The sequence below is a fragment of the Herbiconiux sp. genome, assembly GCF_023264855.1.
Classification (GTDB): domain Bacteria; phylum Actinomycetota; class Actinomycetes; order Actinomycetales; family Microbacteriaceae; genus Herbiconiux.
The window spans coordinates 87,169-109,791 of the sequence record NZ_JAHFUW010000007.1 but is presented as its reverse complement, the minus strand read 5'-3'; the positions used below and the strand labels follow the sequence as shown (position 1 = coordinate 109,791).

The 22,623-nt window shown below is 68.2% G+C and carries 23 protein-coding genes; 16 read left to right on the top strand and 7 right to left on the bottom strand.

What is annotated here, in order from left to right:
* Nucleotides 1–118: 118 nt before the first annotated feature.
* Nucleotides 119–559, bottom strand: a complete 441-nt coding sequence (locus Q0D75_RS04845) for a transferase (RefSeq protein ID WP_291050001.1) — start codon at nucleotides 557–559, stop codon at nucleotides 119–121.
* 119 nt (nucleotides 560–678) lie between these two features.
* Between Q0D75_RS04845 and cofC the strand changes: the two genes are divergently transcribed.
* Entirely contained in the window at nucleotides 679–1,320 is a 642-nt protein-coding gene (cofC, locus tag Q0D75_RS04840) for a 2-phospho-L-lactate guanylyltransferase (protein ID WP_291049999.1), read from the top strand.
* Nucleotides 1,321–1,402: 82 nt separating this feature from the next.
* Here cofC and Q0D75_RS04835 read toward each other — a convergent pair whose 3' ends face one another.
* Nucleotides 1,403–2,371, bottom strand: coding sequence for a sugar-binding domain-containing protein (locus Q0D75_RS04835; RefSeq protein ID WP_291049997.1), 969 nt, complete (start codon nucleotides 2,369–2,371; stop codon nucleotides 1,403–1,405).
* 139 nt (nucleotides 2,372–2,510) lie between these two features.
* On the opposite strand from Q0D75_RS04835, the gene Q0D75_RS04830 reads away from it, so the two are divergent.
* From Q0D75_RS04830 to Q0D75_RS04800, 7 genes are all read left to right on the top strand, one after another.
* The gene (locus tag Q0D75_RS04830) at nucleotides 2,511–4,277 is read left to right on the top strand and encodes a glycerol-3-phosphate dehydrogenase/oxidase (RefSeq protein WP_291049995.1); all 1,767 of its coding nucleotides are present in this window, start codon (nucleotides 2,511–2,513) and stop codon (nucleotides 4,275–4,277) included.
* A gap of 40 nt (nucleotides 4,278–4,317) precedes the next feature.
* Complete coding sequence (locus Q0D75_RS04825) at nucleotides 4,318–5,088, top strand: MIP/aquaporin family protein (RefSeq protein WP_291049993.1); 771 nt, start codon at nucleotides 4,318–4,320, stop codon at nucleotides 5,086–5,088.
* Between the two features lie 41 nt (nucleotides 5,089–5,129).
* Entirely contained in the window at nucleotides 5,130–6,659 is a 1,530-nt protein-coding gene (gene glpK, locus Q0D75_RS04820; protein WP_291049991.1) for a glycerol kinase GlpK, read from the top strand.
* A gap of 154 nt (nucleotides 6,660–6,813) precedes the next feature.
* On the top strand, nucleotides 6,814–7,005 hold the full coding sequence (locus tag Q0D75_RS04815) for a hypothetical protein (RefSeq protein WP_291049989.1): 192 nt from the start codon (nucleotides 6,814–6,816) through the stop codon (nucleotides 7,003–7,005).
* 108 nt (nucleotides 7,006–7,113) lie between these two features.
* Complete coding sequence (locus tag Q0D75_RS04810; protein ID WP_291049986.1) at nucleotides 7,114–7,872, top strand: hypothetical protein; 759 nt, start codon at nucleotides 7,114–7,116, stop codon at nucleotides 7,870–7,872.
* Nucleotides 7,873–8,011: 139 nt separating this feature from the next.
* The gene (guaD, locus tag Q0D75_RS04805) at nucleotides 8,012–9,412 is read left to right on the top strand and encodes a guanine deaminase (RefSeq protein WP_291049984.1); all 1,401 of its coding nucleotides are present in this window, start codon (nucleotides 8,012–8,014) and stop codon (nucleotides 9,410–9,412) included.
* A 5-nt stretch (nucleotides 9,413–9,417) separates the two neighbouring features.
* A complete protein-coding gene (locus Q0D75_RS04800; protein WP_291049982.1) occupies nucleotides 9,418–10,404 on the top strand; it encodes an antibiotic biosynthesis monooxygenase in 987 nt (328 codons plus the stop codon).
* A 28-nt stretch (nucleotides 10,405–10,432) separates the two neighbouring features.
* Here Q0D75_RS04800 and cofD read toward each other — a convergent pair whose 3' ends face one another.
* The 4 genes from cofD to Q0D75_RS04780 form a co-directional block, all read right to left on the bottom strand.
* A complete protein-coding gene (gene cofD / locus Q0D75_RS04795; RefSeq protein ID WP_291049980.1) occupies nucleotides 10,433–11,428 on the bottom strand; it encodes a 2-phospho-L-lactate transferase in 996 nt (331 codons plus the stop codon).
* A 50-nt stretch (nucleotides 11,429–11,478) separates the two neighbouring features.
* On the bottom strand, nucleotides 11,479–11,898 hold the full coding sequence (locus Q0D75_RS04790) for a type II toxin-antitoxin system VapC family toxin (RefSeq protein WP_291049978.1): 420 nt from the start codon (nucleotides 11,896–11,898) through the stop codon (nucleotides 11,479–11,481).
* Nucleotides 11,895–12,179 (bottom strand): toxin-antitoxin system, encoded by a 285-nt coding sequence (locus Q0D75_RS04785; RefSeq protein ID WP_291049976.1) that lies wholly within the window; start codon nucleotides 12,177–12,179, stop codon nucleotides 11,895–11,897. The genes Q0D75_RS04790 and Q0D75_RS04785 overlap by 4 nt, the downstream gene beginning before the upstream one ends.
* 72 nt (nucleotides 12,180–12,251) lie before the next feature.
* A complete protein-coding gene (locus tag Q0D75_RS04780; protein ID WP_291049974.1) occupies nucleotides 12,252–13,592 on the bottom strand; it encodes an aminotransferase class I/II-fold pyridoxal phosphate-dependent enzyme in 1,341 nt (446 codons plus the stop codon).
* Nucleotides 13,593–13,767: 175 nt separating this feature from the next.
* Here Q0D75_RS04780 and Q0D75_RS04775 point away from each other — a divergent pair, with 175 nt between their 5' ends.
* The 8 genes from Q0D75_RS04775 (at nucleotide 13,768) to Q0D75_RS04740 (ending at nucleotide 22,415) form a co-directional block, all read left to right on the top strand.
* Nucleotides 13,768–14,616 (top strand): nitrilase-related carbon-nitrogen hydrolase, encoded by an 849-nt coding sequence (locus tag Q0D75_RS04775; RefSeq protein ID WP_291049972.1) that lies wholly within the window; start codon nucleotides 13,768–13,770, stop codon nucleotides 14,614–14,616.
* Between the two features lie 26 nt (nucleotides 14,617–14,642).
* Entirely contained in the window at nucleotides 14,643–16,079 is a 1,437-nt protein-coding gene (hydA, locus tag Q0D75_RS04770; RefSeq protein WP_291049970.1) for a dihydropyrimidinase, read from the top strand.
* Between the two features lie 16 nt (nucleotides 16,080–16,095).
* Nucleotides 16,096–17,112 carry a TIGR03842 family LLM class F420-dependent oxidoreductase gene (locus Q0D75_RS04765; protein WP_291049968.1) on the top strand — a complete coding sequence of 339 codons (1,017 nt, stop codon included), beginning with the start codon at nucleotides 16,096–16,098 and terminating at the stop codon, nucleotides 17,110–17,112.
* Entirely contained in the window at nucleotides 17,109–18,062 is a 954-nt protein-coding gene (locus tag Q0D75_RS04760; protein WP_291049966.1) for an ABC transporter permease subunit, read from the top strand. The genes Q0D75_RS04765 and Q0D75_RS04760 overlap by 4 nt, the downstream gene beginning before the upstream one ends.
* A complete protein-coding gene (locus tag Q0D75_RS04755) occupies nucleotides 18,059–18,895 on the top strand; it encodes an ABC transporter ATP-binding protein (protein WP_291049964.1) in 837 nt (278 codons plus the stop codon). The genes Q0D75_RS04760 and Q0D75_RS04755 overlap by 4 nt, the downstream gene beginning before the upstream one ends.
* Nucleotides 18,892–19,665 (top strand): ABC transporter permease, encoded by a 774-nt coding sequence (locus Q0D75_RS04750; RefSeq protein ID WP_291049962.1) that lies wholly within the window; start codon nucleotides 18,892–18,894, stop codon nucleotides 19,663–19,665. Before Q0D75_RS04755 ends, Q0D75_RS04750 begins: the two co-directional genes overlap by 4 nt.
* 97 nt (nucleotides 19,666–19,762) lie before the next feature.
* On the top strand, nucleotides 19,763–20,935 hold the full coding sequence (locus Q0D75_RS04745; protein ID WP_291049960.1) for an ABC transporter substrate-binding protein: 1,173 nt from the start codon (nucleotides 19,763–19,765) through the stop codon (nucleotides 20,933–20,935).
* Nucleotides 20,936–21,077: 142 nt separating this feature from the next.
* Nucleotides 21,078–22,415, top strand: coding sequence for an aspartate aminotransferase family protein (locus tag Q0D75_RS04740; RefSeq protein WP_291049958.1), 1,338 nt, complete (start codon nucleotides 21,078–21,080; stop codon nucleotides 22,413–22,415).
* Here the strand turns inward: Q0D75_RS04740 and Q0D75_RS04735 are convergent.
* Nucleotides 22,376–22,534 carry a hypothetical protein gene (locus tag Q0D75_RS04735; RefSeq protein WP_291049956.1) on the bottom strand — a complete coding sequence of 53 codons (159 nt, stop codon included), beginning with the start codon at nucleotides 22,532–22,534 and terminating at the stop codon, nucleotides 22,376–22,378. The two genes, Q0D75_RS04740 and Q0D75_RS04735, sit on opposite strands and share 40 nt — an antisense overlap.
* Nucleotides 22,535–22,623: the final 89 nt, after the last annotated feature.

Sequence of the window (22,623 nt, the reverse complement as noted above, 5' to 3'; positions counted from 1 at the left end):
CGGTCCGGCGCTGATTCGGGGTTCGTGCAGAAATAGCGACCGCCGAGCCCTCTACGAGCTCGGCGGTCGCTATTTCTGCACGAACCCCGGCGAACCGGGTACCGGGGGAGGCGGGCTGCTACGCCGCCTTGCCGTAGCGCGCGTCGGAGACGCGGCTGCCGGCAGCGCCGGACGCGCCGTCGCGGCGGAGCGCCGCGCCGGCCGGTACCGCGGTGTCGCGGGGCACGTGCACGTCGTCGGAGACGACGGCCCGCGCGCCCACGCGGGAGTGGCTGCCGATGACGGCGCCGCGGCCGATCACGGCCGCTTCGCCCACGTGCACGTTCGCGCCGACGGCGACTCCCGCGCCGAGCACGGCTCCGGCTTCGATCCAGCTGCCGGCGGCGATGCGCGCTTTCTGGCCGATGCGCGCACCGGTCTCCACGTACGCGGTCGGGTCGACATAGGCGGACACGTCGACCTCGGAGCCGACGGCGACGTATCCCTTGCCGTTGGGGTGGCGGCGATACCGCGACACCACGCCGCGTTCGCCCTCGATCTCATGGAAAGTTCTGCTCACGACGGGTGCAACGCGCCGAGCGCCGGAATCATTCCTCACCTTGGTACCGATCGTTCTCTTTCCCTCCGGCCCGACCGGTGAGCGGCAGGAGGGGCGTCCGGATGCGCGATAATCGTCCGATGGCCGATTCCCGAACCGCGCAGTCGTGGACCGTCGTGGTCCCCGTCAAAGGGACGTCGGCCGGCAAATCGCGCCTCGCCCCCGGTGTCGACCCCGAGACCCGGATGCGTCTGATGCAGGCGTTCGCGAGCGACGCGATCGCGGCGCTGCTCTCGTCCGAAGCGGTGGAGCGCGTCATCGTCGTCACCGAACCGGCGAGCGAGGCCGCCACCGTGCTCGCCGCCCTCGGCGCCGACATCGTCGACGATCCGCGTGCGGGTCTGAACGCCGCCGTCGCGGCCGGCATCGCCCGGGCTGATCCCCGAGCCCCGGTGGCCGCCCTGCTCGGCGACCTTCCCTGCCTCGTCCCCGACGACGTCGACCTGGCCCTGGAGCGCGCGCAGGAGCATCCGCTCGCTTTCGTCCCGGATGCGGCAGGACTCGGGACGACCCTGATCACCGCGCGGGCCGGCGACCGTCTCACCCCGCGCTACGGCGAGGGCTCGGCCGCCCGCCACCGCGCCGCCGGGCACCACGAGCTCGACCTGCCCGCGGCATCCGGACTCCGCCTCGACGTCGACACCGAAGCCGACCTCGCCCGGGCCGTAGCTCACGGGGTTGGCCCCGCCACCCGCAGCGCCCTCGCCCTCCGCACCGCCTGACTGGCGGCCGAGCGCCGCCACTTGGCAGAAGTCGTCACTTTTCGCGCCGACTTGCCACAACATGTGGCAAGTCGCGAACCCCTCAGGCCTCGAGCAGCGAGTGCGCGGTGGCCTCGTCGATGATGAGGTCGGTCATCACCCCGGCCGCCAGGGCGCCTCGCAGCGCCGGCAGCTTCGAGCGCCCCGACACCACGCAGACGCGCCGCGACACCTTCGACAGCAGCGCCAGCGAGGGGCCCGAGGAGCGGGCGTTCATCGGGATGTCCTCGCTGGAGCCGTCGGCCCGGTAGAACACCGTCGCCACATCGCCCACCACGTCGGAGTGCGCGAGCTGCTCGAAGTCGGCGTCGTCGAGGTAGCCGCCCACGTACACGTGCGAGGGCACGTCGGCGAACGCCGAGCCGAGCCCGAACAGCGCGATGTCCATGTGCTTCTGGATCTCCAGCACGCGCCGGATGCTGCGCTCGCGCCACAGCACCTCCTTGGTGCGCGGGTCGTCGAAGAACGCCGGCACGGGGAACTGCTGCACGTAGGCGCCATAGGCCTTGCCGAAGCGGCTCATGATCTCGCTCGCATAGCCGATTCCGGTGGTGCGGGCGTTGGAGGCTCCGTTCAACTGCACGATCTGCGAGTTGTGCGTCACCTTGTCCTGCAGGTGCCGTGACACGGCCGACAGCGTCGAGCCCCAGGCGATGCCCATGGTCATGTTCGAGTCGAAGAAGGGCCCGAGAATCCGTGCAGCGCTCATCGCCACGCGCTCCAGCCGGTCGACCTCGGCGGTCGAGTCGGGCACCGGCACGACATGGGCCGTCACCCCGTACCGGGCCAGGATGCGGTCTTGCACCGACGACACGCGATCCGCCGGCGACTTCACCTGGATCTCCACCAGCCCGGTCTCCCGGGCGAAGCCGAGCAGTCGCGAGATGGACGAACGGGAGGTGTGCAGCTCGCTGGCGATGGCCTCCATCGTCAGATCCTGCATGTAGTAGAGGTGGGCGGCGCGCAGGGCGTCGCGCGTCTTGTCGGTGCCGAGGGCCGGGTCACTCGCCATGCGTCGTCGCATCCTTTCGGGTCGATCCTGCACATATGTGCATCTGGCTTGATCATATGTGAAGAACGTCCTAGAACTGTAAGTCGTCGCATGGATTGCAGCACGGCAACCCTCACGGAGACACGAAGGCGAGTACACAGTGAGTTCCCCCCGATCCGACCGCCCCCAGACCTCGACCCGTCAGGGCGTCGAGGCCATCCGCTCGAACCCGAAAGCGCAGGTGCTCGTCATCGGCGGCGGCATCAACGGAATCGGCACCTTCCGCGACCTCGCCCTGCAGGGCGTCGAGGTCATCCTCGTCGAGCGTGGTGACTACGCCTCCGGCGCGTCCGCCGCCAGCAGCCACATGATCCACGGTGGCGTGCGCTACCTCGAGAACGGCGAGTTCCGCCTGGTGCGCGAGAGCGTGCAGGAGCGCAACCGTCTCCTGCGTCTCGCCCCGCACTACGTGAAGCCGCTGCCCACCACCATCCCGATCTTCTCCACCTTCTCGGGCATCCTGAGCGCACCGCTGCGCTTCATCACCCACAAGCAGGGCAAGCCGAAGGAGCGCGGCGCGCTGCTGATCAAGGTCGGCCTGATGGGCTACGACTCGTTCTCGCGCGACGGCGGAAACGTGCCGCGCCACAAGTTCGTGGGCCGCAAGAAGTCGCTCGCCAAGCTGCCCAAGCTCCGGGGCGACGTGAAGTACACCGCCACCTACTACGACGCCGCGGTCGAGAACCCCGAGCGTCTCGCGCTCGACCTGGTTCAGGATGCGCTGGCCACCGGTCCGCACGCCCGCACGGCGAACTACGTCGAGGCCGTCGGTTCGAACGGCGACGCCGTGGTGCTGCGGGACCTCGTCTCCGGCGAGGAGTTCGAGGTGACCGCCGACGTGGTGGTCAACACGACCGGCCCCTGGACCGACCTCACCAACAAGGCCCTCGGCGAAGCCACCAAGTACATGGGCGGGACCAAGGGCTCGCACATCGTGCTCGACAACGACGAGCTCTACGAGGCCTGCGCCGGCGGCGAGGTGTTCTTCGAGAACGACGACGGACGCATCGTGCTGATCTACCCGCTGAACGGCCGCGTGCTCGTGGGCACCACCGACCTCGAGGCCGACCCGGCCGAGCCCAGCGTGTGCACCGAAGAGGAGGTCGACTACTTCTTCGGCCTCGTCAAGCACGTGTTCCCCACCATCGAGGTGAACCGGCCGCAGATCGTCTACCGCTACTCCGGCATCCGCCCGCTGCCCGGCCACGGTGACACCGCTCCCGGCTTCGTGTCGCGCGACTACCGCATCGAGCAGACCTCCTTCGGGTCGTCGAAGACGGTCAAGCAGCTCAGCCTCGTCGGCGGCAAGTGGACCACCTTCCGTGCCCTCTCCGAGCACATGACCAACGACACGCTGGCCCTGCTCGGCACGACCCGCACGGTGAGCACCGTCGATCTCGCGATCGGCGGCGGCGCCGGCTTCCCGCAGACGGAGGCGGCCACCACCAGCTGGGTCAAGGCCCACGGCGCCGACCTCGGCGAGGCGCGCACCCGCGTGCTGCTGCAGCGCTACGGCACGAACGCCGCCTCGGTGATCGCGCACATCGCGGCCTACGACGAAGACGGGGCGACGGATGCTCCGCTCGCGACCCTGCCCGGCTACAGCACCGGCGAGATCGACCACCTGATGACCCGTGAGCACACGGTGCACCTGGCCGACCTCGTGCTGCGCCGCAGCATCATCGCTTTCGTGGGCTCGCTGGACCAGGCCGTGTTCGACGAGCTGAGCACGCTCGCCGCCGCGGCCCAGGGCTGGGACGACGCCCGACTGACCGCCGAGCGCGAGCTCGCGGCCGAGAACCTCCGTTTCTTCCACGGCATCGTGGTCGACGCGGCGAGCACGACGGCGACCGCCGGCGTCAACTGAGAAAGGGCGGCGATGTCGCCGCCCCTGAAGAAAGGTCAACGTGGACAATCTCGGAATCGACTTCCTGTCGGAGCTGGTGGGCACAGCCCTCCTGGTTCTGCTCGGCTGCGGTGTGGTCGCCAACGTGGCGCTCATCCGCACCAAGGGATTCAACGGCGGAACGCTCATGGTCAACATCGGCTGGGGCCTCGCGGTCTTCGCCGGTGTGATCGTCTCCTACGCCTCGGGCGCGCACCTGAACCCGGCGGTCACGCTGGGCCTGCTCGCCAACGGCGCCACCTCGTTCGGATCGGCGGCGACGCCCGTCGACGTGAACGCGCTCACGGTGATCGCGTACATCGGTGCGCAGCTGATCGGTGCGATCATCGGTGCGGTGTTCGTGTGGCTGGCGTACAAGCAGCACTTCGATGAGGAGCCGGAGCCGGCGAACAAGCTGGGCGTGTTCTCGACCGGTCCGGCGATCCGCTCGTACGGCTGGAACCTGGTGACCGAGATCATCGGCACGTTCGTGCTGGTGTTCGTGGTGATCGGTTTCGGTGGCGGTCGTCAGGGCGACGGCGGTCTCGCGGCTCTGGGCGCTCTGCCGGTGGCGCTGCTGGTGATCGGTATCGGTGCCTCGCTCGGTGGCCCGACCGGATACGCGATCAACCCGGCTCGTGACCTCGGCCCGCGCATCGCGCACTTCATCCTGCCGATCAAGGGCAAGGGTTCGTCCGACTGGTCGTACTCCTGGGTCCCGGTCGTGGGCCCGATCATCGGCGGTGTGCTGGCCGGTCTCGCAGCCATCCCGCTGCTGCCGATCCTCACCTGAGCACCTGACCCATCAGAACCATCTCTACAAAGGAGTTAGACATGACTGACAAGAAGTACGTCCTGGCCATCGACCAGGGCACCACCTCCTCGCGGGCGATCATCTTCGACCACGCCGGCACGATCGTCTCGACCGGCCAGAAGGAGCACGAGCAGATCTTCCCGAAGGCGGGCTGGGTCGAGCACGACCCGATCGAGATCTGGGACAACGTGCGCGAGGTCATCGGCCAGGCGCTCTCCAAGGGCGACCTGACCCGCCACGACATCGCCTCGGTGGGCATCACCAACCAGCGCGAGACCGCGGTGGTGTGGAACAAGAACACCGGCAAGCCCGTCTACAACGCCATCGTGTGGCAGGACACCCGCACCCAGTCGATCGTCGACCGTCTCGCGGCCGACAGCGACCTGGGCGTCGAGCGCTTCAAGCAGATCGTGGGCCTCCCGCTCGCGACCTACTTCTCGGGTACGAAGATCGTCTGGATCCTGGAGAACGTCGAGGGTGCCCGCGAGGCCGCCGAAGCCGGCGACCTGTTGTTCGGCACCACTGACTCCTGGGTTCTCTGGAACCTCACCGGCGGCACCGAGGGCGGCGTGCACGCCACCGACGTCACCAACGCCTCGCGCACCCTCTTCATGGATCTCGAGACGCTTCAGTGGCGTGACGACATCCTCGAGGCCTTCGGCGTGCCGAAGTCGATGCTGCCCGAGATCAAGAGCTCCTCCGAGGTCTACGGCCAGGTCGAGTCGTCGAACCTGCTGCGCGAGGTTCCCGTGGCCGGCATCCTGGGCGACCAGCAGGCCGCCACCTTCGGTCAAGCGGCGTTCGACGCCGGCGAGTCGAAGAACACCTACGGCACCGGCAACTTCCTGATCTTCAACACCGACACCGAGATCGTGCACTCCAAGAACGGGCTGCTCACCACCCTCGGCTACAAGCTGGGCGATGCTCCGGCGCACTACGCGCTCGAGGGATCGATCGCGGTGACCGGTTCGCTCATCCAGTGGCTGCGCGACAACCTCGGCATCATCTCCTCCGCCCCCGAGGTGGAGGAGCTGGCCAAGACGGTCGACGACAACGGCGGTGCCTACTTCGTGCCGGCGTTCTCGGGTCTGTTCGCGCCGTACTGGCGGTCGGATGCCCGCGGTGCGCTGGTGGGCCTGACCCGCTACGTGAACAAGGGCCACATCGCCCGCGCCGCCCTCGAGGCGACCGCCTTCCAGACCCGCGAGGTGCTGGATGCGGTCAACGCCGACTCCGGCGTCGACCTCACCGAGCTCAAGGTCGACGGCGGCATGATCGCCAACAACACCCTGATGCAGTTCCAGGCCGACATCCTGGGCGTGCCGGTGGTGCGTCCGGTCGTGGCCGAGACCACCGCTCTCGGTGCGGCCTACGCGGCCGGCCTCGCGGTGGGCTTCTGGGGTTCGCTCGACGAGCTCCGCGCCAACTGGCAGGAGGACTCGCGCTGGACGCCCAACATGGACGACGCCGAGCGCGAGCGCCAGCTGCGCAACTGGAAGAAGGCCGTCACGAAGACCCTCGACTGGGTCGACGGCGACACGGAGGCCTGAACTTCCTGATCCAAAACGACGGAGATTTCCCCGACACGCGGCGGCGGCGTTCGCGCCGGCCCGCGTCGGGGGAAATCTCCGTCGTTTTGTCACGGTGTTACGGCATTCACATGCGGTTCATATGGCTGAAACACGGCGGCGTTAGCGTGGGGGCATGGGGAGAATCGAGTTTCACGAGAACAAGAGTGCGCTGCTGTTCGTGGGAGAGGCCGAGGTGCCCACCGCGGTGCTGTTCGAGCTGAAGGACGGGTGGCACGCCAAGCTCGCGCGGCTGCACACGGCTCAGGCGTGGTCGGGGCCGTACGAGAGCCCTGAAGCGGCGCTCGGCGCGTTCGCTCGCCCGTAGCATCCGCTCACCCCCGCTCGACGGGCGCCGTTCGGGGCTTGAGGCCGCGCGAGTGCTGTGCCAGGGTGAGCACCAGATCGGTACGCGCGTTCTGGATCGGGGTGCCTCATGAGCGACAGTCCCACCGAGAAGTACCCGGCCTTCCCGCCCGGCGGCTCCGGATCGGGTGCGGGCGGGATCCCGCCGCTGCCTCCCGGGGCGAACACGCCGCCGCCACCCGCGGCCCCACCACCCGCGGCGCCTCCGCCGCCGGGCCCATCCGGGCCGCCGAGTCCGCCGCCGCCGAAGAGGTCCAAGGCGTGGATCTGGATCGTCGTGCTCGCGGTCGCCGTGGTCACCCTCATCGCCGTGGTGCTCGGCCTGATCTTCGCCGACGGTGCGGAGGCTCCGGCGCCTTCGACCTCGTCGACCTCGTCGACCACTTCGGCGACGCCCACCCCCACACCCACTGCGGCGCCGACCGCGAGCGCCACGCCGTCCACCTCGCCGACGGCCGCTCCCCAGCCGGACCCCGATCCGGATCCCGGCCCCGATCCGCAGCCCGGCGTGGCGGCGCCCGTGATCACCTCCTTCTCCGCCTCGCAGAACACCGTGCCGTGTTCGATCGACGCACCGGGGTTCCCGGGCCTCAAGAGCACGCCGATCACCTTCAGCTGGTCGAGCACCGGGGGAGCAAAAGCCTGGTTCGGCGTCGACACCTCGGATGCGCAGGCCGCGCCCTACCAATCGGTGGCCGCCGACAGCGGCTCGATCACGGTCGACTTCCAGTGCTACGACGACCACGTCTACGCCTTCACCGTGGTGGGCGCCGACGGCCAGAAGTCGAGCTCGACGGTCTCGGTCTCCAACATCGGAGACCGGCCCTGAGGCGCCGGGAGACGGCTCCGAGGCGGCTCTGACGGGCGCACCCCCCTTTCGATCCGGAGCCCCGTTACCCCCTGTTCTGGAGCAGTGGCACCCCCACCTTCTGTGGGAGCATGGCCCCATCTAGAGAATGGGAAATCTCATGGCATTGAAAGCGGTCCGCGGCACGTTCCTCGACTTCATCGACGACCCGTGGAAGCACGTCGGAAACGAAGAGGCTGCCGTGCGCTTCCAGCTCGACGGGCTGCTCGTGATCGAAGACGGCATCATCGTCGACTTCGGTCCCTACGACGAGGTCGCTCCGAAGCATCCGGACGTCGAGGTCACCGAGATCGCCGACCGCATCATCCTCCCCGGCTTCATCGACGGCCACATCCACCTGCCGCAGACCCGCGTGCTCGGCGCCTACGGCGAGCAGTTGCTGCCGTGGCTGCAGAAGTGGGTCTTCCCGGAGGAGCACCGCTACGCCGAGCGCGACTACGCCGAAGAGGGCACCAAGCACTTCTTCGACAACCTGCTCGCCTCGGGCACCACCACCGCGCAGACCTTCACCACCGGCAACCTCACCTGCAACGAGGTGTTCTTCGAAGAGGCCTCGCGCCGCAACATGCGCATGATCGGCGGCCTCACCGGTATCGACCGTCACGTGCCCGAGTACTTCGCCAACACCCCCGAGCAGTTCTACGAGGACTCGAAGACGCTGATCGAGAAGTGGCACGGACAGGGCCGCAACCTCTACGCGCTCACCCCCCGCTTCGGCTTCGGTGCCTCGAACGAGCTGCTGGCCGCCTGCCAGAAGCTCAAGACGGAACATCCGGACCTGTGGATCAACACCCACATCTCCGAGAACCCGGCCGAGATCCACGGTGTGCTGGCCCTGCACGACGACTGCCACGACTACCTCGGCGTGTACGAGAAGTTCGATCTGGTCGGACCGAAGTTCACCGGTGGGCACGGCGTCTGGCTCTCCAACGACGAGTTCCGCCGGCTGAGCGACAAGGGTGCGGCGGTGGCCTTCTGCCCGTCATCGAACCTGTACCTCGGTTCGGGACTGTTCCGCCTGGGCAAGGCCCTGGACCCCGAGCACCGCGTGCTGCTGTCGATCGGCACCGACATGGGCGGAGGCAACCGCTTCAGCCTGCTCAACTCGCTCGAAGACGCCTACAAGGTCGGGATGCTGCAGAACACCATCCTCGACGGCTCGATCGTGCCGAGCGACCAGGATCTCGCCGAGTCCGAGCGCAACAAGCTCTCCTCGCTGCGTGCCTTCTACCTGCTCACCCGCGGCGGCGCCGAGTCGCTCTACATCGACGACAAGGTGGGCACCTTCGACATCGGCAAGGAGGCCGACTTCGTCGCCCTCGACTGGACCCAGGGTCCGCCCGCCGCGCCGTGGCACGCCTCGCTGCTGCTGGAGAAGGCCGGCGACGTGCTGAACCTGCAGACCGTCACCGACCTGCTGTTCGGCGTCATGATGGTCGCCGACGAGCGCGCCGTCGACCAGACCTGGGTGATGGGCGAGCTCGCCTACCAGAAGGCGTGACTGCGGTGACCGAGACCAGCACGGGGACCGCGCCGTCGGCGGAAGCCGGCGGGCCCGTCGCGTTGGTGGTCCACCGCAGGCTGGCCGAGTCCAGCTACGAGAAGTACGCCGCCTGGCAGGAGAAGGTGGGCGAGCACATCGCGCAGTGGCCGGGCTTCCTCGACCGGCAGGTCATCCGGCCCGACCCGCCGTTGCAGGTGGACTGGGTGGTGGTGCAGCGCTTCCGCGACGTCGACTCGGCCCGCGGCTGGTTGCAGAGCGCCGAGCGTCAGCAGCTGATGACCGAGATCCGCGACGAGTTCATCGGCAACGACGACGTGCACCTGTTCACCGAGGAGGCGAAGCATCCGTCCGAGGCGGCGTCCGTGCTCATCTCGAGCAAGGTGGCGCCCGAGGACGAGTCGGCCTACCTCGACTGGCAGCGGGAGATCTCGGCGGTGGAGTCGCGCTTCGACGGCTTCCTCGGTCACAAGATCGAGCGTCCCGTCCCCGGTGTGCAAGACGACTGGGTGGTCATCCTCAGCTTCGACACCGACGCCCACCTGAACGCCTGGATCGACTCACCGGAGCGCAAGGCACTGCTGGAGGCCGGCAAGGCCTACAACGAGAAGCTGTCGCTCACCAAGGCGAGCTACGGCTTCGGCTTCTGGAGCGGGCAGAAGGACAAGCCGCTGCCCGACCCGGTGTTCAAGAGCAACCTGCTGGTGCTCATGATGCTCTACCCGATCGTGTTCCTCTGGGGCTACTTCGTCGCGGCGCCGCTGTTCGACGACCACGGGGTTCCGTTCTGGCTCTCGCTGTTCATCGGCAACCTGGTGTCGACCCAGCTGCTCGGCTGGTTCTTCGTGCCCTGGGCGTTCCGGATGTTCGGCTGGTGGATCAAGCGCAACCAGCCCGCCCGGGTGCACTTCTACGGGTACGCCATCGTGATCGCCGTCTACGTGATCTCGATGGCCGTCTACGCCTGGCTGATCGCGATCAAGGCCGTCTAGCGACGCTCGCTCCCGCGCCGGGGAAAGGTCACGAGAGGGCAGCTGCCAGGGCGTCGGCGGCGAGCTGGGCGCTCGTGTCGGGGTCGCGCATCCAGAGGGGCACGGCGCGGGTGCGGATTCCGGCCGCCTCGAGCACGGGGACGGATGCCGCATCCGTCTCGTCGACCAGCCAGGCGTCGAGCAGGCCTGTGGTGCTGCGGCGGCGGGAGCCGTAGTGCTTGGCGACCGCTGCGGCTGTGGTCTCGACGCCGATCGCCGTGAGGCAGGCGTCGGCCATGCCGCGCACGGCCGCGCCGGAGATGATGGGGGAGACTCCCACGATCGGGGCCTTCGCCTCGCGGAGGGCGGCGCGCATCCCGGGCACGCCCAGAATGGTGCCGATCGAGACGACGGGGTTCGAGGGGGCGAGCAGAACGATGTCGGCGTGCGCGATGGCGTGCCGCACCTCGGGGGTGGGCGTCGCGGCATCCACGCCGACCTGGATGAAGCGCTTGGCCGGCACGGTGGCGCGGTGCTTCACCCACCACTCCTCGAAGTGCACGATGCGACGCCGGCCGTCGAGCTCGATCTCGACGTGGGTCTCGACGGACTGGTCGCTCATCGGAAGGAGCCGGATGCCGAGGTTCCAGCGCTCCGCCAGGCGTGCGGTGGCCTCGGTGAGCGTCAGGCCGTCGCGCAGAAAGCTCGAACGGGCGATGTGGGTGCCGAGGTCGAGATCGCCGAGCGTGAACCACGGCCAGCCGATGCCGTAGGCGGTGAGCTCGGCCGAAACCCGCTCGCTCTCGCCCTTGCGGCCCCAGCCGCGCTCGTCGTCGTTGGCGCCGCCGAGGGTGTACATGATCGAGTCGAGGTCGGGGCACACCCGCAGCCCTGTGAGCCACATGTCGTCGCCCGTGTTCACCACCGCGGTGATCTCGGCGGTCGACCCGCCGTCGCCGTTCGGATACGCCTTCCGCAACTGCGTGCGCAGCCCCCGCAGGAACCTCGCACCCCCGACTCCGCCCGCCAGCACCGTGATCTTCACGTCCCCATTCAACCGCACGCCGTGCGCCGGCCGAGTCGCTCGCTGAATTCTCAGCCGATCCAGGGATTGACGACTTCGATTCCCGCGTACTCGAAATCGCGGGTATTGCGGGTGGCGATGGTGGCGTGATGCACCCGGGCGATCGAAGCGATCTGTGCGTCGGCGTACGAGACAGGCCGTCCGAGTGCTTTGCGTGTGCTGAACACCTCAGCGAACTCCAGCGCCGCGTCGGCATCGAACGGGTGGATGCGGCCGGCCAGTTCCACGTCGAGCATCATGGAGACGAGTTCTGCCACGGTGGTGCGTTTCGCGCCCTCGGGCATGGTGGCGATCCCCTTGAAGAGTTCGGCCGCGCACACAGCCGTCGTCGCCACCTCCTCCCGCGGGAGGTCGGCGAACCAGTGCAGCACTCCGCTGTCGGCCTCGGTGAGCATGAGCTCGGAGATGACGTTCGTGTCGAGCAGGATCATTCGTCGATCCCGTACTTCGGGTGGGTGAAATCGGGGATGCGGTGGGACCCGTCGTTCTCGCGGATGGGCAGGTGGGGAATCAGGTCGTCCGCCCCTCCCCGTTCAGCGACCAGGGCTCGGATTCGTGTACCCAGGGGTTCCCACTTCGTGGGTTGATCGGCGACCGCCGAATCGAGAATTGCGCGCACTTCTGCCTCCATCGAGCGTCCGTTGCGGGCTGCCCGGATGCGCAGCTTGGCTCGGGTCGTTTCGTCGAGATCTCGCACCGTAATCGTCGCCATCTCGTCCCCTCAGGTCGTGGGCACGATGCTAGCAATGCCAGCAATAGGAAGCAAGAGAAAAATGAGCAAAGATCAGCGCGGTGATGCCAGTGCGGCCGCCGCCAGCAGGCCGCCCACGAGCTCGAAGTCCTCGCCCACCCGCCCCGCGGTCACGCGCAGGAACTGCCCGCCCCCCGGCGCCATCGCGAACGTCGATCCCGCGGCCACCCGGATGCCGCTGGCCGCCAGCGTCACGATCGCCGCCTTCTCGTCGGCCACCGGAATCCAGGTGTTGATCCCGTCGGAGGGCGTGTGCGGCAGCCCGTTGCGCACCAGGGCCTCCGACAGCATCCGCTGCCGGGCCTGGTAGATGCGCCGCGCGTCGTGCACGGCGTTCACCGAGACGCTGGCCGTGAGCAGCTGGTACAGGATGGTCTGCAGCATCCGCGAGGTCCAGCCCGGCCCCAGCATCCGTCGGGCCACGATCCGGTCGATCAGCGGCTCGGGCCCGCCGAGCGCTGCGATACGCAGGTCGGGGCCGTGCGACTTGGCGTAGCTGCGGATGTGCAGCGTGCGCTGGGGCAGCCAGGCGCCGAGGCTCTGCGACGGCGACGACGAGATCTCGCCCGAGTGGTCGTCTTCGATGATCACCGGGTCGCCGAGGTGCTCGTGCGCCCGCAGCACCCGCGCGAGCTCGCGCATCCGCCCCGCCGTCATCGAGATGCCGCTGGGATTGTGGGCGCGCGGCTGCAGGATGATCGCCACGGGGTTCAGCAGCAGGGCCCGGGCGAGCTGGTCGGGCCGCATCCCTTCGCCGTCGAGCTCCACCGGGATCCGCTCGACCCCCAGATGCTCGAGCAGATCCAGGAACGGCGGGAATCCGGGGTTCTCCACCACCACGCGGTCGCCGAACCGCACGAGCGTCTCGAGCGAGCGCGAGACGGCGTCGAGGGCGCCGTCGACGATCGTCAGCGAGCCCACCGGATAGGGCCAGGATGCCCGCAGGTGCCGCTCCAGCTCGGGCAGCACGGGGCTGGAGAGATAGCTCGCGGTGTCGGCCCGGGTCGGGAGCTTCGTGAGCGCGGCGCTGAGGTCGGGCAGCAGCGCAGGGTCGGGCGTGCCGGTCGAGAGGTCGAGGCGGGCCACGACGTGCGAGCCGGCCAGCTCACCGAAGTGCGGCGGCATCCAGGGCGCCGTGGCCTGCAGCACGAAGCTGCCGGCCCGGCCGCGGGAGGTGATCAGGCCCACTCCGCTGAGGGCCTGCCAGGCGCTGCTCACCGTGGCGGGGCTCACGCCCAGACGCGAGGCCACGTCGCGCACCGTCGGCAACCGGTCGCCGGCGTTCAGCGCCCCCGTGCGGATGAGCCGCGAGATGGCGGCCGCGATACCTTCCGGAGTGCGGTGTTCGACCGCCTCCACGATCGTGTCGAGCATCTGGCTCCGATTCGTCGAAGGACCCGGTGATAGCCCACCGGGGGTGGTGCTCGCAACTCTTGACATATTTACTCTCGCGTCACAGTCTGAAACACACGAGAAATGTTCAGACCGAATAATAACAAAACGGGCTGCGGAGACAAGCCGCTCGTCCCCCACCGAAAGGACAGTGCAGATGGCGACGATCCGAGCGGCGATCACCCAGGCGTCATGGACGGGCGACAAGGAATCCATGATCGCCAAGCACGAGCAGTTCGCCCGCGACGCGGCGGCCGACGGAGCCCAGGTGATCTGCTTTCAGGAGCTGTTCTACGGCCCCTACTTCGGCATCACGCAGGACAAGAAGTACTACGCCTACGCCGAGGCCGCCGACGGCCCGATCGTGCAGCGCTTCGCGGCCCTGGCCAAAGAGCTCGGTCTCGTGATGATCTTGCCGATCTACGAAGAAGACCAGCCGGGCATCTACTACAACACCGCCGTGGTGGTGGACGCCGACGGCACGATCCTCGGCTCCTACCGCAAGCACCACATCCCGCACGTCGACCGCTTCTGGGAGAAGTTCTACTTCCGCCCGGGCAACCTCGGCTACCCGGTGTTCGACACCGCCGTCGGCAAGATCGGCGTCTACATCTGCTACGACCGCCACTTCCCCGAGGGATGGCGCGAGCTCGGCCTGAACGGCGCCCAGATCGTGTTCAACCCCAACGCCACGAAGCCGGGCCTCTCGAACCGGCTCTGGGAGCTCGAGCAGCCCGCCGCGGCCGCCGCCAACGGCTACTTCGTGGCCGCGCCGAACCGCGTGGGGCGCGAGGACAACGAGTACGGCGACCTCGCCGTCACCTTCTACGGCACCAGCCAGTTCGCCGACCCCCAGGGCAACATCGTGGGCGGCTACGCCTCGGGCGATTCCGAGGAGCTCGTCATCCGCGACCTCGATCTCGACATGATCCGGGCCGTGCGCGACGACTGGCAGTTCTACCGCGACCGCCGCCCCGAGTCGTACACGAGCATCCCGAAACCGTAATCACCGAGCGAGCAACGGAGCTGACGATGACCAAGACCCTGATCACCAACGGAACCGTCGTGAATGCGACGGGCACCGCCCAGGCGGACGTGCTGATCGACGGCGACACGATCGCCGCCGTGCTCGCGCCCGGGAGCACTCTGCTGGGCTTCGACCTGGCGGGCAATGTCGACCAGGTGGTGGATGCGGCCGGGAAGTACGTGATCCCGGGCGGGATCGATGCGCACACGCACATGCAGATGCCGTTCGGCGGCACCGAGGCCAGCGACACGTTCGAGACGGGCACCCGCGCGGCGGCCCACGGCGGCACCACGTCGATCATCGACTTCGTGGTGCAGTACGCCGGCGAGAACATCCTCGACCAGTACAACCTGTGGCAGGAGAAGGCGGCCGGTCAGTGCGCGGTCGACTACGGGTTCCACCAGATCCTCTCCGACGTGCAGGACAGTTCTCTGACGGCGATGGATGAGCTGATCAACGAGGGCGTCACCTCGTTCAAGCTCTTCATGGCGTACAAGGGCGTGTTCCTCAGCGACGACGGCCAGATCGTGAAGGCCATGCAGAAGGGCGCCTCGAACGGTGCGCTGATGATGATGCACGCCGAGAACGGCTCGGTGATCGATCTGCTCGTGCAGCAGCACATCGAGCGGGGCGAGACGACCCCGTTCTACCACGGCACCTCGCGCCCCTGGCAGGCGGAGGAGGAGGCCACGCACCGCGCGATCATGCTCGCGAACCTCACCGGCGCCCCGCTCTACATCGTGCACGTCAGTGCCAAGGAGGCGCTCGCGCAGATCACCCAGGCGCGCGACACCGGCCAGAACGTGTTCGCCGAGACCTGCCCGCAGTACCTCTACCTGTCGCTCGAAGACCAGCTCGGCGCCACGAGCGAGCAGTGGGGCGACTTCGAGGGCGCCAAGTGGGTGTGTTCCACTCCGCTGCGCTCCAAGCACGAAGGCCACCAGCACCACATGTGGCAGGGCCTTCGCACGAACGACCTGCAGGTCATCTCGACCGACCACTGCCCCTTCTGCATGAAGGGCCAGAAAGACATGGGGATCGGGAACTTCTCGAAGATCCCGAACGGCATCGGCTCGGTCGAGCACCGGATGGACCTGATCTACCAGGGCGTCGTGATGGGCGAGATCTCGCTGCCCCGCTGGGTGGAGCTGACGAGCACGACGCCGGCGCGGATGTTCGGCATCTACGGCAAGAAGGGCGTCATCCAGCCCGGCGCAGACGGCGACGTAGTGATCTACGACCCCAACGGCCACACCAGCATCGGGGTGGGGAAGACCCACCACATGAACATGGACTACTCCGCCTGGGAGGGCTACGAGATCGACGGCCACGTCGACACCGTGTTCTCCCGCGGCCGCAAGATCGTCGACGAGAACGCCTACCTCGGCACCAAGGGCGACGGCGCGTACTTCAAGCGCGGCCTGAGCCAGTACCTGATCTGAGAGAGAGACACACAGCATGGATTTCGGCGTCGTCGTACAGACCAACCCGCCCGCCGCCCGCACGGTCGGCCTCGCGAAGCTCAGCGAGCAGTTCGGCTTCGACTACTTCTGGACCTTCGACTCGCACCTGCTCTGGCAGGAGCCCTACGTGATCTACTCGCAGATCCTCGCGGAGACGCACAAGATCAAGGTCGGACCGATGGTCACCAACCCGGCCACCCGTGACTGGACCGTCACGGCATCCGTCTACGCCACCCTCAACGAGATGTACGGCAACCGCACGGTCTGCGGCATCGGCCGAGGCGACTCGGCGGTGCGCGTCACCAACGGGGCGCCCACCACGCTGAAGGCGCTGCGGGAATCGATCCACGTCATCCGCGAGCTGGCCTCCTCACGGAGCGTCGAGTACAACGGGGCCACCCTGCAGTTCCCCTGGAGCCACGGCTCCGAGCTCGAGATGTGGGTGGCCGCCTACGGGCCGCTGGCGCTGAAGCTCACCGGTGAGGTCGGCGACGGTTTCATCCTGCAGTGCGGCGACGTCGACATCGCCAAATGGATGATCGCCACCGTGCGCAAGGCCGCCGAGAACGTGGGCCGCGACCCCGATGCCATCAAGTTCTGCGTGGCCGCACCCATGTACATCGGCGACGACTGGGAGCACATGCGCGACCAGTGCCGCTGGTTCGGAGGCATGGTGGGCAACCACGTGGCCGACATCGTCTCGAAGTACGGAACAGACGGCGCGGTTCCGCAGGCGCTCACCGACTACATCAAGGGCCGCGAGGGCTACGACTACAACGAGCACGGCCGGGCCGGCAACACGCACGCCGACTTCGTGCCCGACGACATCGTCGACCGCTTCTGCATCCTCGGCACCGCGGAGGATCACATCGCGAAGCTCCAGCAGTTCAAAGACATCGGGGTCGACCAGTTCGCCGGCTACCTGCAGCACGACAACAAGGAGGAGACCCTCCGCGTGTACAGCGAGACGGTGATGCCCGCCATCCGCGAGCACATCACGGCCAAGGCATGACCGCAGCCCCCTCGTCGAGCGCTCGCGCGAAGCCGGCCCGGCCCCGCTCCGGCCCGGGCGGCCAGAACGCGCCCCGCGGCAACGCCGTGCTGAAGCGGATCGCCTTCGGCGTCGGAGGCGTGCTGCTGCTGGTGGTGCTCTGGGAGCTGTACAAGGCGCTCGGCCCCGCATCCGGAGTCGTGGTGGGCGACCTCACGATCCTGCCCCGCACCACCGACCTCGCCATGCCGCACGTCTGGGACATGATCGGCCGGTTGTTCGGCGAGACCGGATCGGGCCGCAACGCCCAGCCGGTGTGGCTGGCCGTGGCACAGGCCGCCGTGTTCACCCTCGGCGTCGCTGCCGTGGGCTGGGTGGCCGGTGTGGCCGTCGGGCTGCTGCTGGCCGTGCTGATGCAGCGCTTCCGCACGGCCGAGTCGGCGGTGCTGCCGTGGATCATCCTCAGCCAGACCGTTCCGCTGATCGCCATCGCCCCGCTGGTGCGCCGCTGGGGCTCGCAGCTGGAGTTCGGCGACTTCACCTGGGAGAACTGGATGTCGGTGGCCGTGATCGCCTCCTACCTCGCCTTCTTCCCGGTGTCGATCGGCGCCCTCCGCGGCCTCAACTCGCCCGACGCCATCCACGTCGAGCTGTTCCGCAGCTACGGGGTCGGCTGGTGGAAGACGCTGTTCACCCTGCGCCTGCCGGCCAGCGTGCCGTACCTGCTGCCGGCACTCCGCCTCGCGGCCGCCAACGCCGTGATCGGCACGGTCGTCGCGGAGGTGTCGATCGGCCTCCGCGGCGGCATCGGCCGGATGATCATCGAATACGCCCAGCAGGCCTCCGGCGATCCCGCCAAGACCTGGGCGCCCATCTTCGGAGCCATCGCGGTCGGCCTCGTCGCCGCCGGCTTCATCGCACTGCTCGGAGTCCTGCTCCGCCGTTACCGCAGAGGGGAGGTGCCCGCGTGAGCGAGGCATCCGCAGCATCCGCCGTCGAGGTGGCCGCCCTTCAGGTCACCGGGGTCGACAAGATCTTCACCGGCAAGAAGAAGGCCACCATCACGGCGCTGGAGAAGATCGAACTCACGGTCGCACCGGGCGAATTCGTGTCGTTGATCGGGCCCTCCGGATGCGGCAAGTCGACCCTGCTGCGCCTGATCGCCGATCTCGACACTCCCACCACGGGCACGATCTCGGTGTTCGGCAAGACCGCGCGCCAGGCCCGGATCGACCAGGAGTACGGCATCGCCTTCCAGCAGGCGGGCCTGCTGCCCTGGCGCACGGTCACGGCGAACATCGAACTGCCGCTCGAGCTGCACGGCGTGGGCGCCGCCGCCCGCAAGGCGCGGTCGGCCGAACTGCTTTCGCTCGTCGGCCTCTCCGACTTCGCCGAGAGCTATCCCGACCAGCTCTCGGGCGGCATGCAGCAGCGCGTCGCGATCGCCCGCTCGCTCGCCGAGAGCCCGCGACTGCTGCTGATGGACGAGCCGTTCGGCGCGCTCGACGAGATGACCCGTGAGCGGATGCAGACCGAGCTCGTGCGCGTCACCGCCGAGACCGGTGCCGCCGTCGTGTTCGTCACCCACTCCATCCCCGAGGCCGTGTACCTCTCCAACCGCGTCGTCGTCATGTCGCCTCGGCCCGGCCGCATCCGCGACATCCTGACCGTGTCGCTCGGCAGCGCCTCCGAGCGCACCGAGCAGCTGCGCGAGAACGAGGCCTTCTTCGAGAACGTCAGCAAGGTGCGCGAACTGCTGCACGGCGAGGCGCCGGTCGGCATCCGCGGGGTGGAGACCCGATGAACGCCTCCGCCGGCCGCCTGCGCACCGTGCTCGCGCCGGTGCTGCTCGGCGTGGCCGCGCTCGCGCTCTGGCAGCTGCTGATCGTGGCGTTCGAGATCAAACCGTTCATCGTGCCGGGCCCGCTGGCGATCGGCGAGCAGTTCGGTTCGAACTTCGACACCGTGCTCGCGGGCGCTCTGGTCACCGGTGGCAACGCCCTCGTGGGGCTCGTCATCGGGGGAGTGCTGGGCATCCTGTTCGCCATCATCTCGGCCCTCATCCGGGTGATCGACGAGCTCAGCGCGGCCGTGATCGCCGCGCTCGCCGTGGTGCCGATCGTGGCCCTCGCCCCCGTGCTCTACACGATGTTCGGGGCGGGAGCCGAGACCGCGCGGCAGCTCGTCGCGGCGATCGCCGTGTTCATCCCGGTGTACATCAACACGCTGAGGGGACTTCGGCAGGTGCGCCCGGTGCATCGCGACCTGATGCACGTCTATGCGGCATCCGCCTGGCAGACCACCCGCACGGTCACCGTGCCCGGTGCCCTGCCGTTCATCTTCACCGGGCTGCGGATCGCGTCGAGTCTCGCCGTGATCTCGGCGCTGATCGCCGAGTACTTCGGCGGCCCCGTCGGCGGCCTCGGCAAATCGATCACCTCGGCCGCCTCGTCGTCGAACTACCAGCTGGCCTGGGCGTACGTGCTCGGCGCCATCCTCGTCGGGCTCCTCTTCTACTGCGTCACCCTCGGCATCGAGACCTTCGCGACCCGGCACTACAAGCCGAGCCGGTAGCCGGCCCACCAGACCCCGGATGCCTCGCACCACCCGCATCCGGTCGCTCCACCCGCACCATCCGCAGCACACGCAGCATCACCCATTAGGAGGAAGCATGAAACGCAGCACACGTCTCATTCGGGCCCGTGTCATTGGGGGCGTCGGAGCGCTCGCCGTCACGGCACTCGCGCTCGCCGGCTGTTCCAGCGGAGGCTCGAGCTCGGGCTCCGGCGACTCCACCGACGCCGCATCCGGCGACCTGACCCCGGTGAGCCTGCAGTTGCAGTGGTTCTCGCAGGCCCAGTTCGCCGGCTACTACGCCGCACTCGACCAGGGCTTCTACGAGAAGGAAGGGCTCGACGTCACCATCCTCGAGGGTGCGGCCGACATCGTGCCGATCGACGTGCTCACCGGCGGTGACGCCGACTTCGCCATCTCCTGGGTGCCGAAGGTGCTCGGCTCGATCGAGCAGGGCGCGGCCGTCACCGACATCGCCCAGATCTTCGAGCGCTCGGGCACCACCCAGATCTCGATGAAGGACCAGAACATCACCTCGGTCGCCGACCTCAAGGGCAAGACCGTCGGCAGTTGGGGCTACGGCAACGAGTGGGAGCTGTTCGCCGGCATGGCGAAGGACAAGGTGAACCTCTCCGACATCTCGCTCGTCTCGCAGGCCTTCGACATGAACGGCTTCCTGGCCGGCGACATCCAGGCCGCCCAGGCGATGACCTACAACGAGTACGCGCAGGTTCTCGAGTCGGTGAACCCCGCGACCGGCGAGCTCTTCACCCCCGACGAGCTCAACGTGATCGACTGGAACACCGAGGGCACGGCCATGCTGCAGGACGCCATCTGGGCCGACAGCGACCGCCTGGCCGACGACGCCGACTACGCCGACACCGCGGTGAAGTTCATCAAGGCCTCGATCGAGGGCTGGGCCTACGCCCGCGACAACCCCGAGGAGGCCGCGAAGATCGTGACCGCCGCGGGCTCGCAGCTCGGCGAGAGCCACCAGCTCTGGATGACCAACGAGGTCAACAAGCTGATCTGGCCCTCCACCTCGGGCGTCGGCACCATCAACCAGGACCAGTGGGACCAGACGGTCTCCATCGCGATGGACACGCCCAACGAGACCGGCGCGACCGTGATCACGGAGGAGCCGCCGGCTAGTGCGTTCTCCAACGAGTACGTGGAGAAGGCTCTGGCTGAGTTGAAGGATGAGGGTGTGGATGTCATGGGGTCGGACTACAAGCCGATCGATGTGACGCTCAAGGCGGGCGGCGAGTAACCTCGCCGGTCGGTGATCCGGGGGTGTTTCCACCTCCGCCTAGGGGTTGAGCGGAGCTCAAAGGCGGCTGAGGCGGAAACACCCCCGGATCACCTTGATGTTGTACAAGTCGATGCAGACAGAAGAGAAGTAGGGAAAAGGAATGGAACTCGATCCGGGAGACCAGCAGCTGGCGCTTGAGTTGGATCGGGCGCACGTGTTCCATTCGTGGTCGGCACAGGGGGCGTTGAAGCCGATGGTGATCGCCGGTGGGGCCGGCTCCACGGTGTGGGACTTCGAAGGGAACGAGTATCTCGACTTCTCGTCGCAGCTGGTGAACACGAACATCGGGCATCAGCATCCGGCGGTCGTCGACGCCATCAAGGCGCAGGCCGACCTGCTGACGACAGTGGCGCCGGCTCACGCGAACCTGACGCGAGGCAAGGCTGCCCAGCGGATTCTGGAGAAGGCCGGGTCGTCGTTCAGCAAGGTGTTCTTCACCAACGGTGGTGCGGATGCCAATGAGAACGCGATCCGGATGGCGCGGCTCTACACGGGGCGGGACAAGGTGCTGTCGCAGTACCGGTCGTACCACGGGAACACGGGGGCTGCCGTGGTGGCCACCGGCGACTGGCGGCGGGTGCCGAACGAGTATGCGCGGGGACACGCGCACTTCTTCGGGCCGTTCGCCTACCGCTCGGAGTTCTGGTCGTCGTCGGTCGAGGAGGAGTGCTCACGGGCGCTGCATCACCTCGAGCGGATCATTCAGGCCGAGGGACCGGCGGGGATCGCCGCGATCCTGATCGAGACCGTCCCCGGCACCGCGGGCGTGCTCGTGCCGCCGCCCGGGTACCTCAGCGGGGTGCGGGCGCTGGCCGACAAGTACGGGATCGTGCTGATCTTCGACGAGGTGATGGCCGGGTTCGGGCGCACCGGAGGTTGGTTCGCGTTCCAGTCGCTCGCCTCGCAGGAGGGCAGGCTCGTCGAGCCCGACCTCATCACCTTCGCCAAGGGAGTGAACTCGGGCTACGTCCCGGCCGGCGGCGTGATCATCTCTCCGTCGATCGCCGAGGTGTTCGACGACGCCGTCTTCCCGGGCGGACTGACGTACTCGGGGCATCCGCTGGCCATGGCCGCGATCGTCGGCACGATCGACGCCATGGAGTCGGAGGGCATCGTCGCCAACGCCGAGCGGATCGGCCGCGAACTGCTGGCTCCCGGGCTCGCCGAGTTGGCCGCGAAGTACGAGATCATCGGCGAGGTGCGAGGGCTCGGCGTGTTCTGGGCGCTCGACCTGGTGAGTGACCGGTCGACGCACGCGCCCGTGCCGGCATCCGTCATCGGCGAACTGAAGGCTGCACTGCTGGCGCGCGGGCTGCTGCCCTTCTTCGCCGACAACCGGCTGCACGTGGTGCCGCCGTGCGTGGTGACGGATGCCGAGGTGCAGAGGGCGCTGGCGATCTACGACGAGGCGTTCGCCTCGCTCGGATCGACCGTCTGATACCAGCCGGCCGGTCGCCGGGCGGGCTCGCGGCGGTAGCCGTCGCGGGCAAGCACGGCGATCGAGCCGGCGATGCCGGCCAGGGCGACCAGCGCGAACAGAACCAGTGCGATCATCATGGGGGCCTCCTCGGGTGGATGCTCCGGCCGTCTGCCGGGCCGGATGACTTCACCGTGGCAGTGCTGCGGTGTTAAGCACAATCGATTGA

Bases quoted from the DNA above. Each gene is read 5' to 3' on its own strand.
- cofC (WP_291049999.1), top strand. From the start codon at position 679: ATGGCCGATTCCCGAACCGCGCAGTCGTGGACCGTCGTGGTCCCCGTC.
- Q0D75_RS04835 (WP_291049997.1), bottom strand. From the start codon at position 2,371: ATGGCGAGTGACCCGGCCCTCGGCACCGACAAGACGCGCGACGCCCTG.
- glpK (WP_291049991.1), top strand. From the start codon at position 5,130: ATGACTGACAAGAAGTACGTCCTGGCCATCGACCAGGGCACCACCTCC.
- Q0D75_RS04815 (WP_291049989.1), top strand. From the start codon at position 6,814: ATGGGGAGAATCGAGTTTCACGAGAACAAGAGTGCGCTGCTGTTCGTG.
- Q0D75_RS04810 (WP_291049986.1), top strand. From the start codon at position 7,114: ATGAGCGACAGTCCCACCGAGAAGTACCCGGCCTTCCCGCCCGGCGGC.
- guaD (WP_291049984.1), top strand. From the start codon at position 8,012: ATGGCATTGAAAGCGGTCCGCGGCACGTTCCTCGACTTCATCGACGAC.
- Q0D75_RS04790 (WP_291049978.1), bottom strand. From the start codon at position 11,898: ATGATCCTGCTCGACACGAACGTCATCTCCGAGCTCATGCTCACCGAG.
- Q0D75_RS04785 (WP_291049976.1), bottom strand. From the start codon at position 12,179: ATGGCGACGATTACGGTGCGAGATCTCGACGAAACGACCCGAGCCAAG.
- Q0D75_RS04780 (WP_291049974.1), bottom strand. From the start codon at position 13,592: ATGCTCGACACGATCGTGGAGGCGGTCGAACACCGCACTCCGGAAGGT.
- Q0D75_RS04775 (WP_291049972.1), top strand. From the start codon at position 13,768: ATGGCGACGATCCGAGCGGCGATCACCCAGGCGTCATGGACGGGCGAC.
- hydA (WP_291049970.1), top strand. From the start codon at position 14,643: ATGACCAAGACCCTGATCACCAACGGAACCGTCGTGAATGCGACGGGC.
- Q0D75_RS04765 (WP_291049968.1), top strand. From the start codon at position 16,096: ATGGATTTCGGCGTCGTCGTACAGACCAACCCGCCCGCCGCCCGCACG.
- Q0D75_RS04760 (WP_291049966.1), top strand. From the start codon at position 17,109: ATGACCGCAGCCCCCTCGTCGAGCGCTCGCGCGAAGCCGGCCCGGCCC.
- Q0D75_RS04750 (WP_291049962.1), top strand. From the start codon at position 18,892: ATGAACGCCTCCGCCGGCCGCCTGCGCACCGTGCTCGCGCCGGTGCTG.
- Q0D75_RS04745 (WP_291049960.1), top strand. From the start codon at position 19,763: ATGAAACGCAGCACACGTCTCATTCGGGCCCGTGTCATTGGGGGCGTC.
- Q0D75_RS04740 (WP_291049958.1), top strand. From the start codon at position 21,078: ATGGAACTCGATCCGGGAGACCAGCAGCTGGCGCTTGAGTTGGATCGG.
- Q0D75_RS04735 (WP_291049956.1), bottom strand. From the start codon at position 22,534: ATGATGATCGCACTGGTTCTGTTCGCGCTGGTCGCCCTGGCCGGCATC.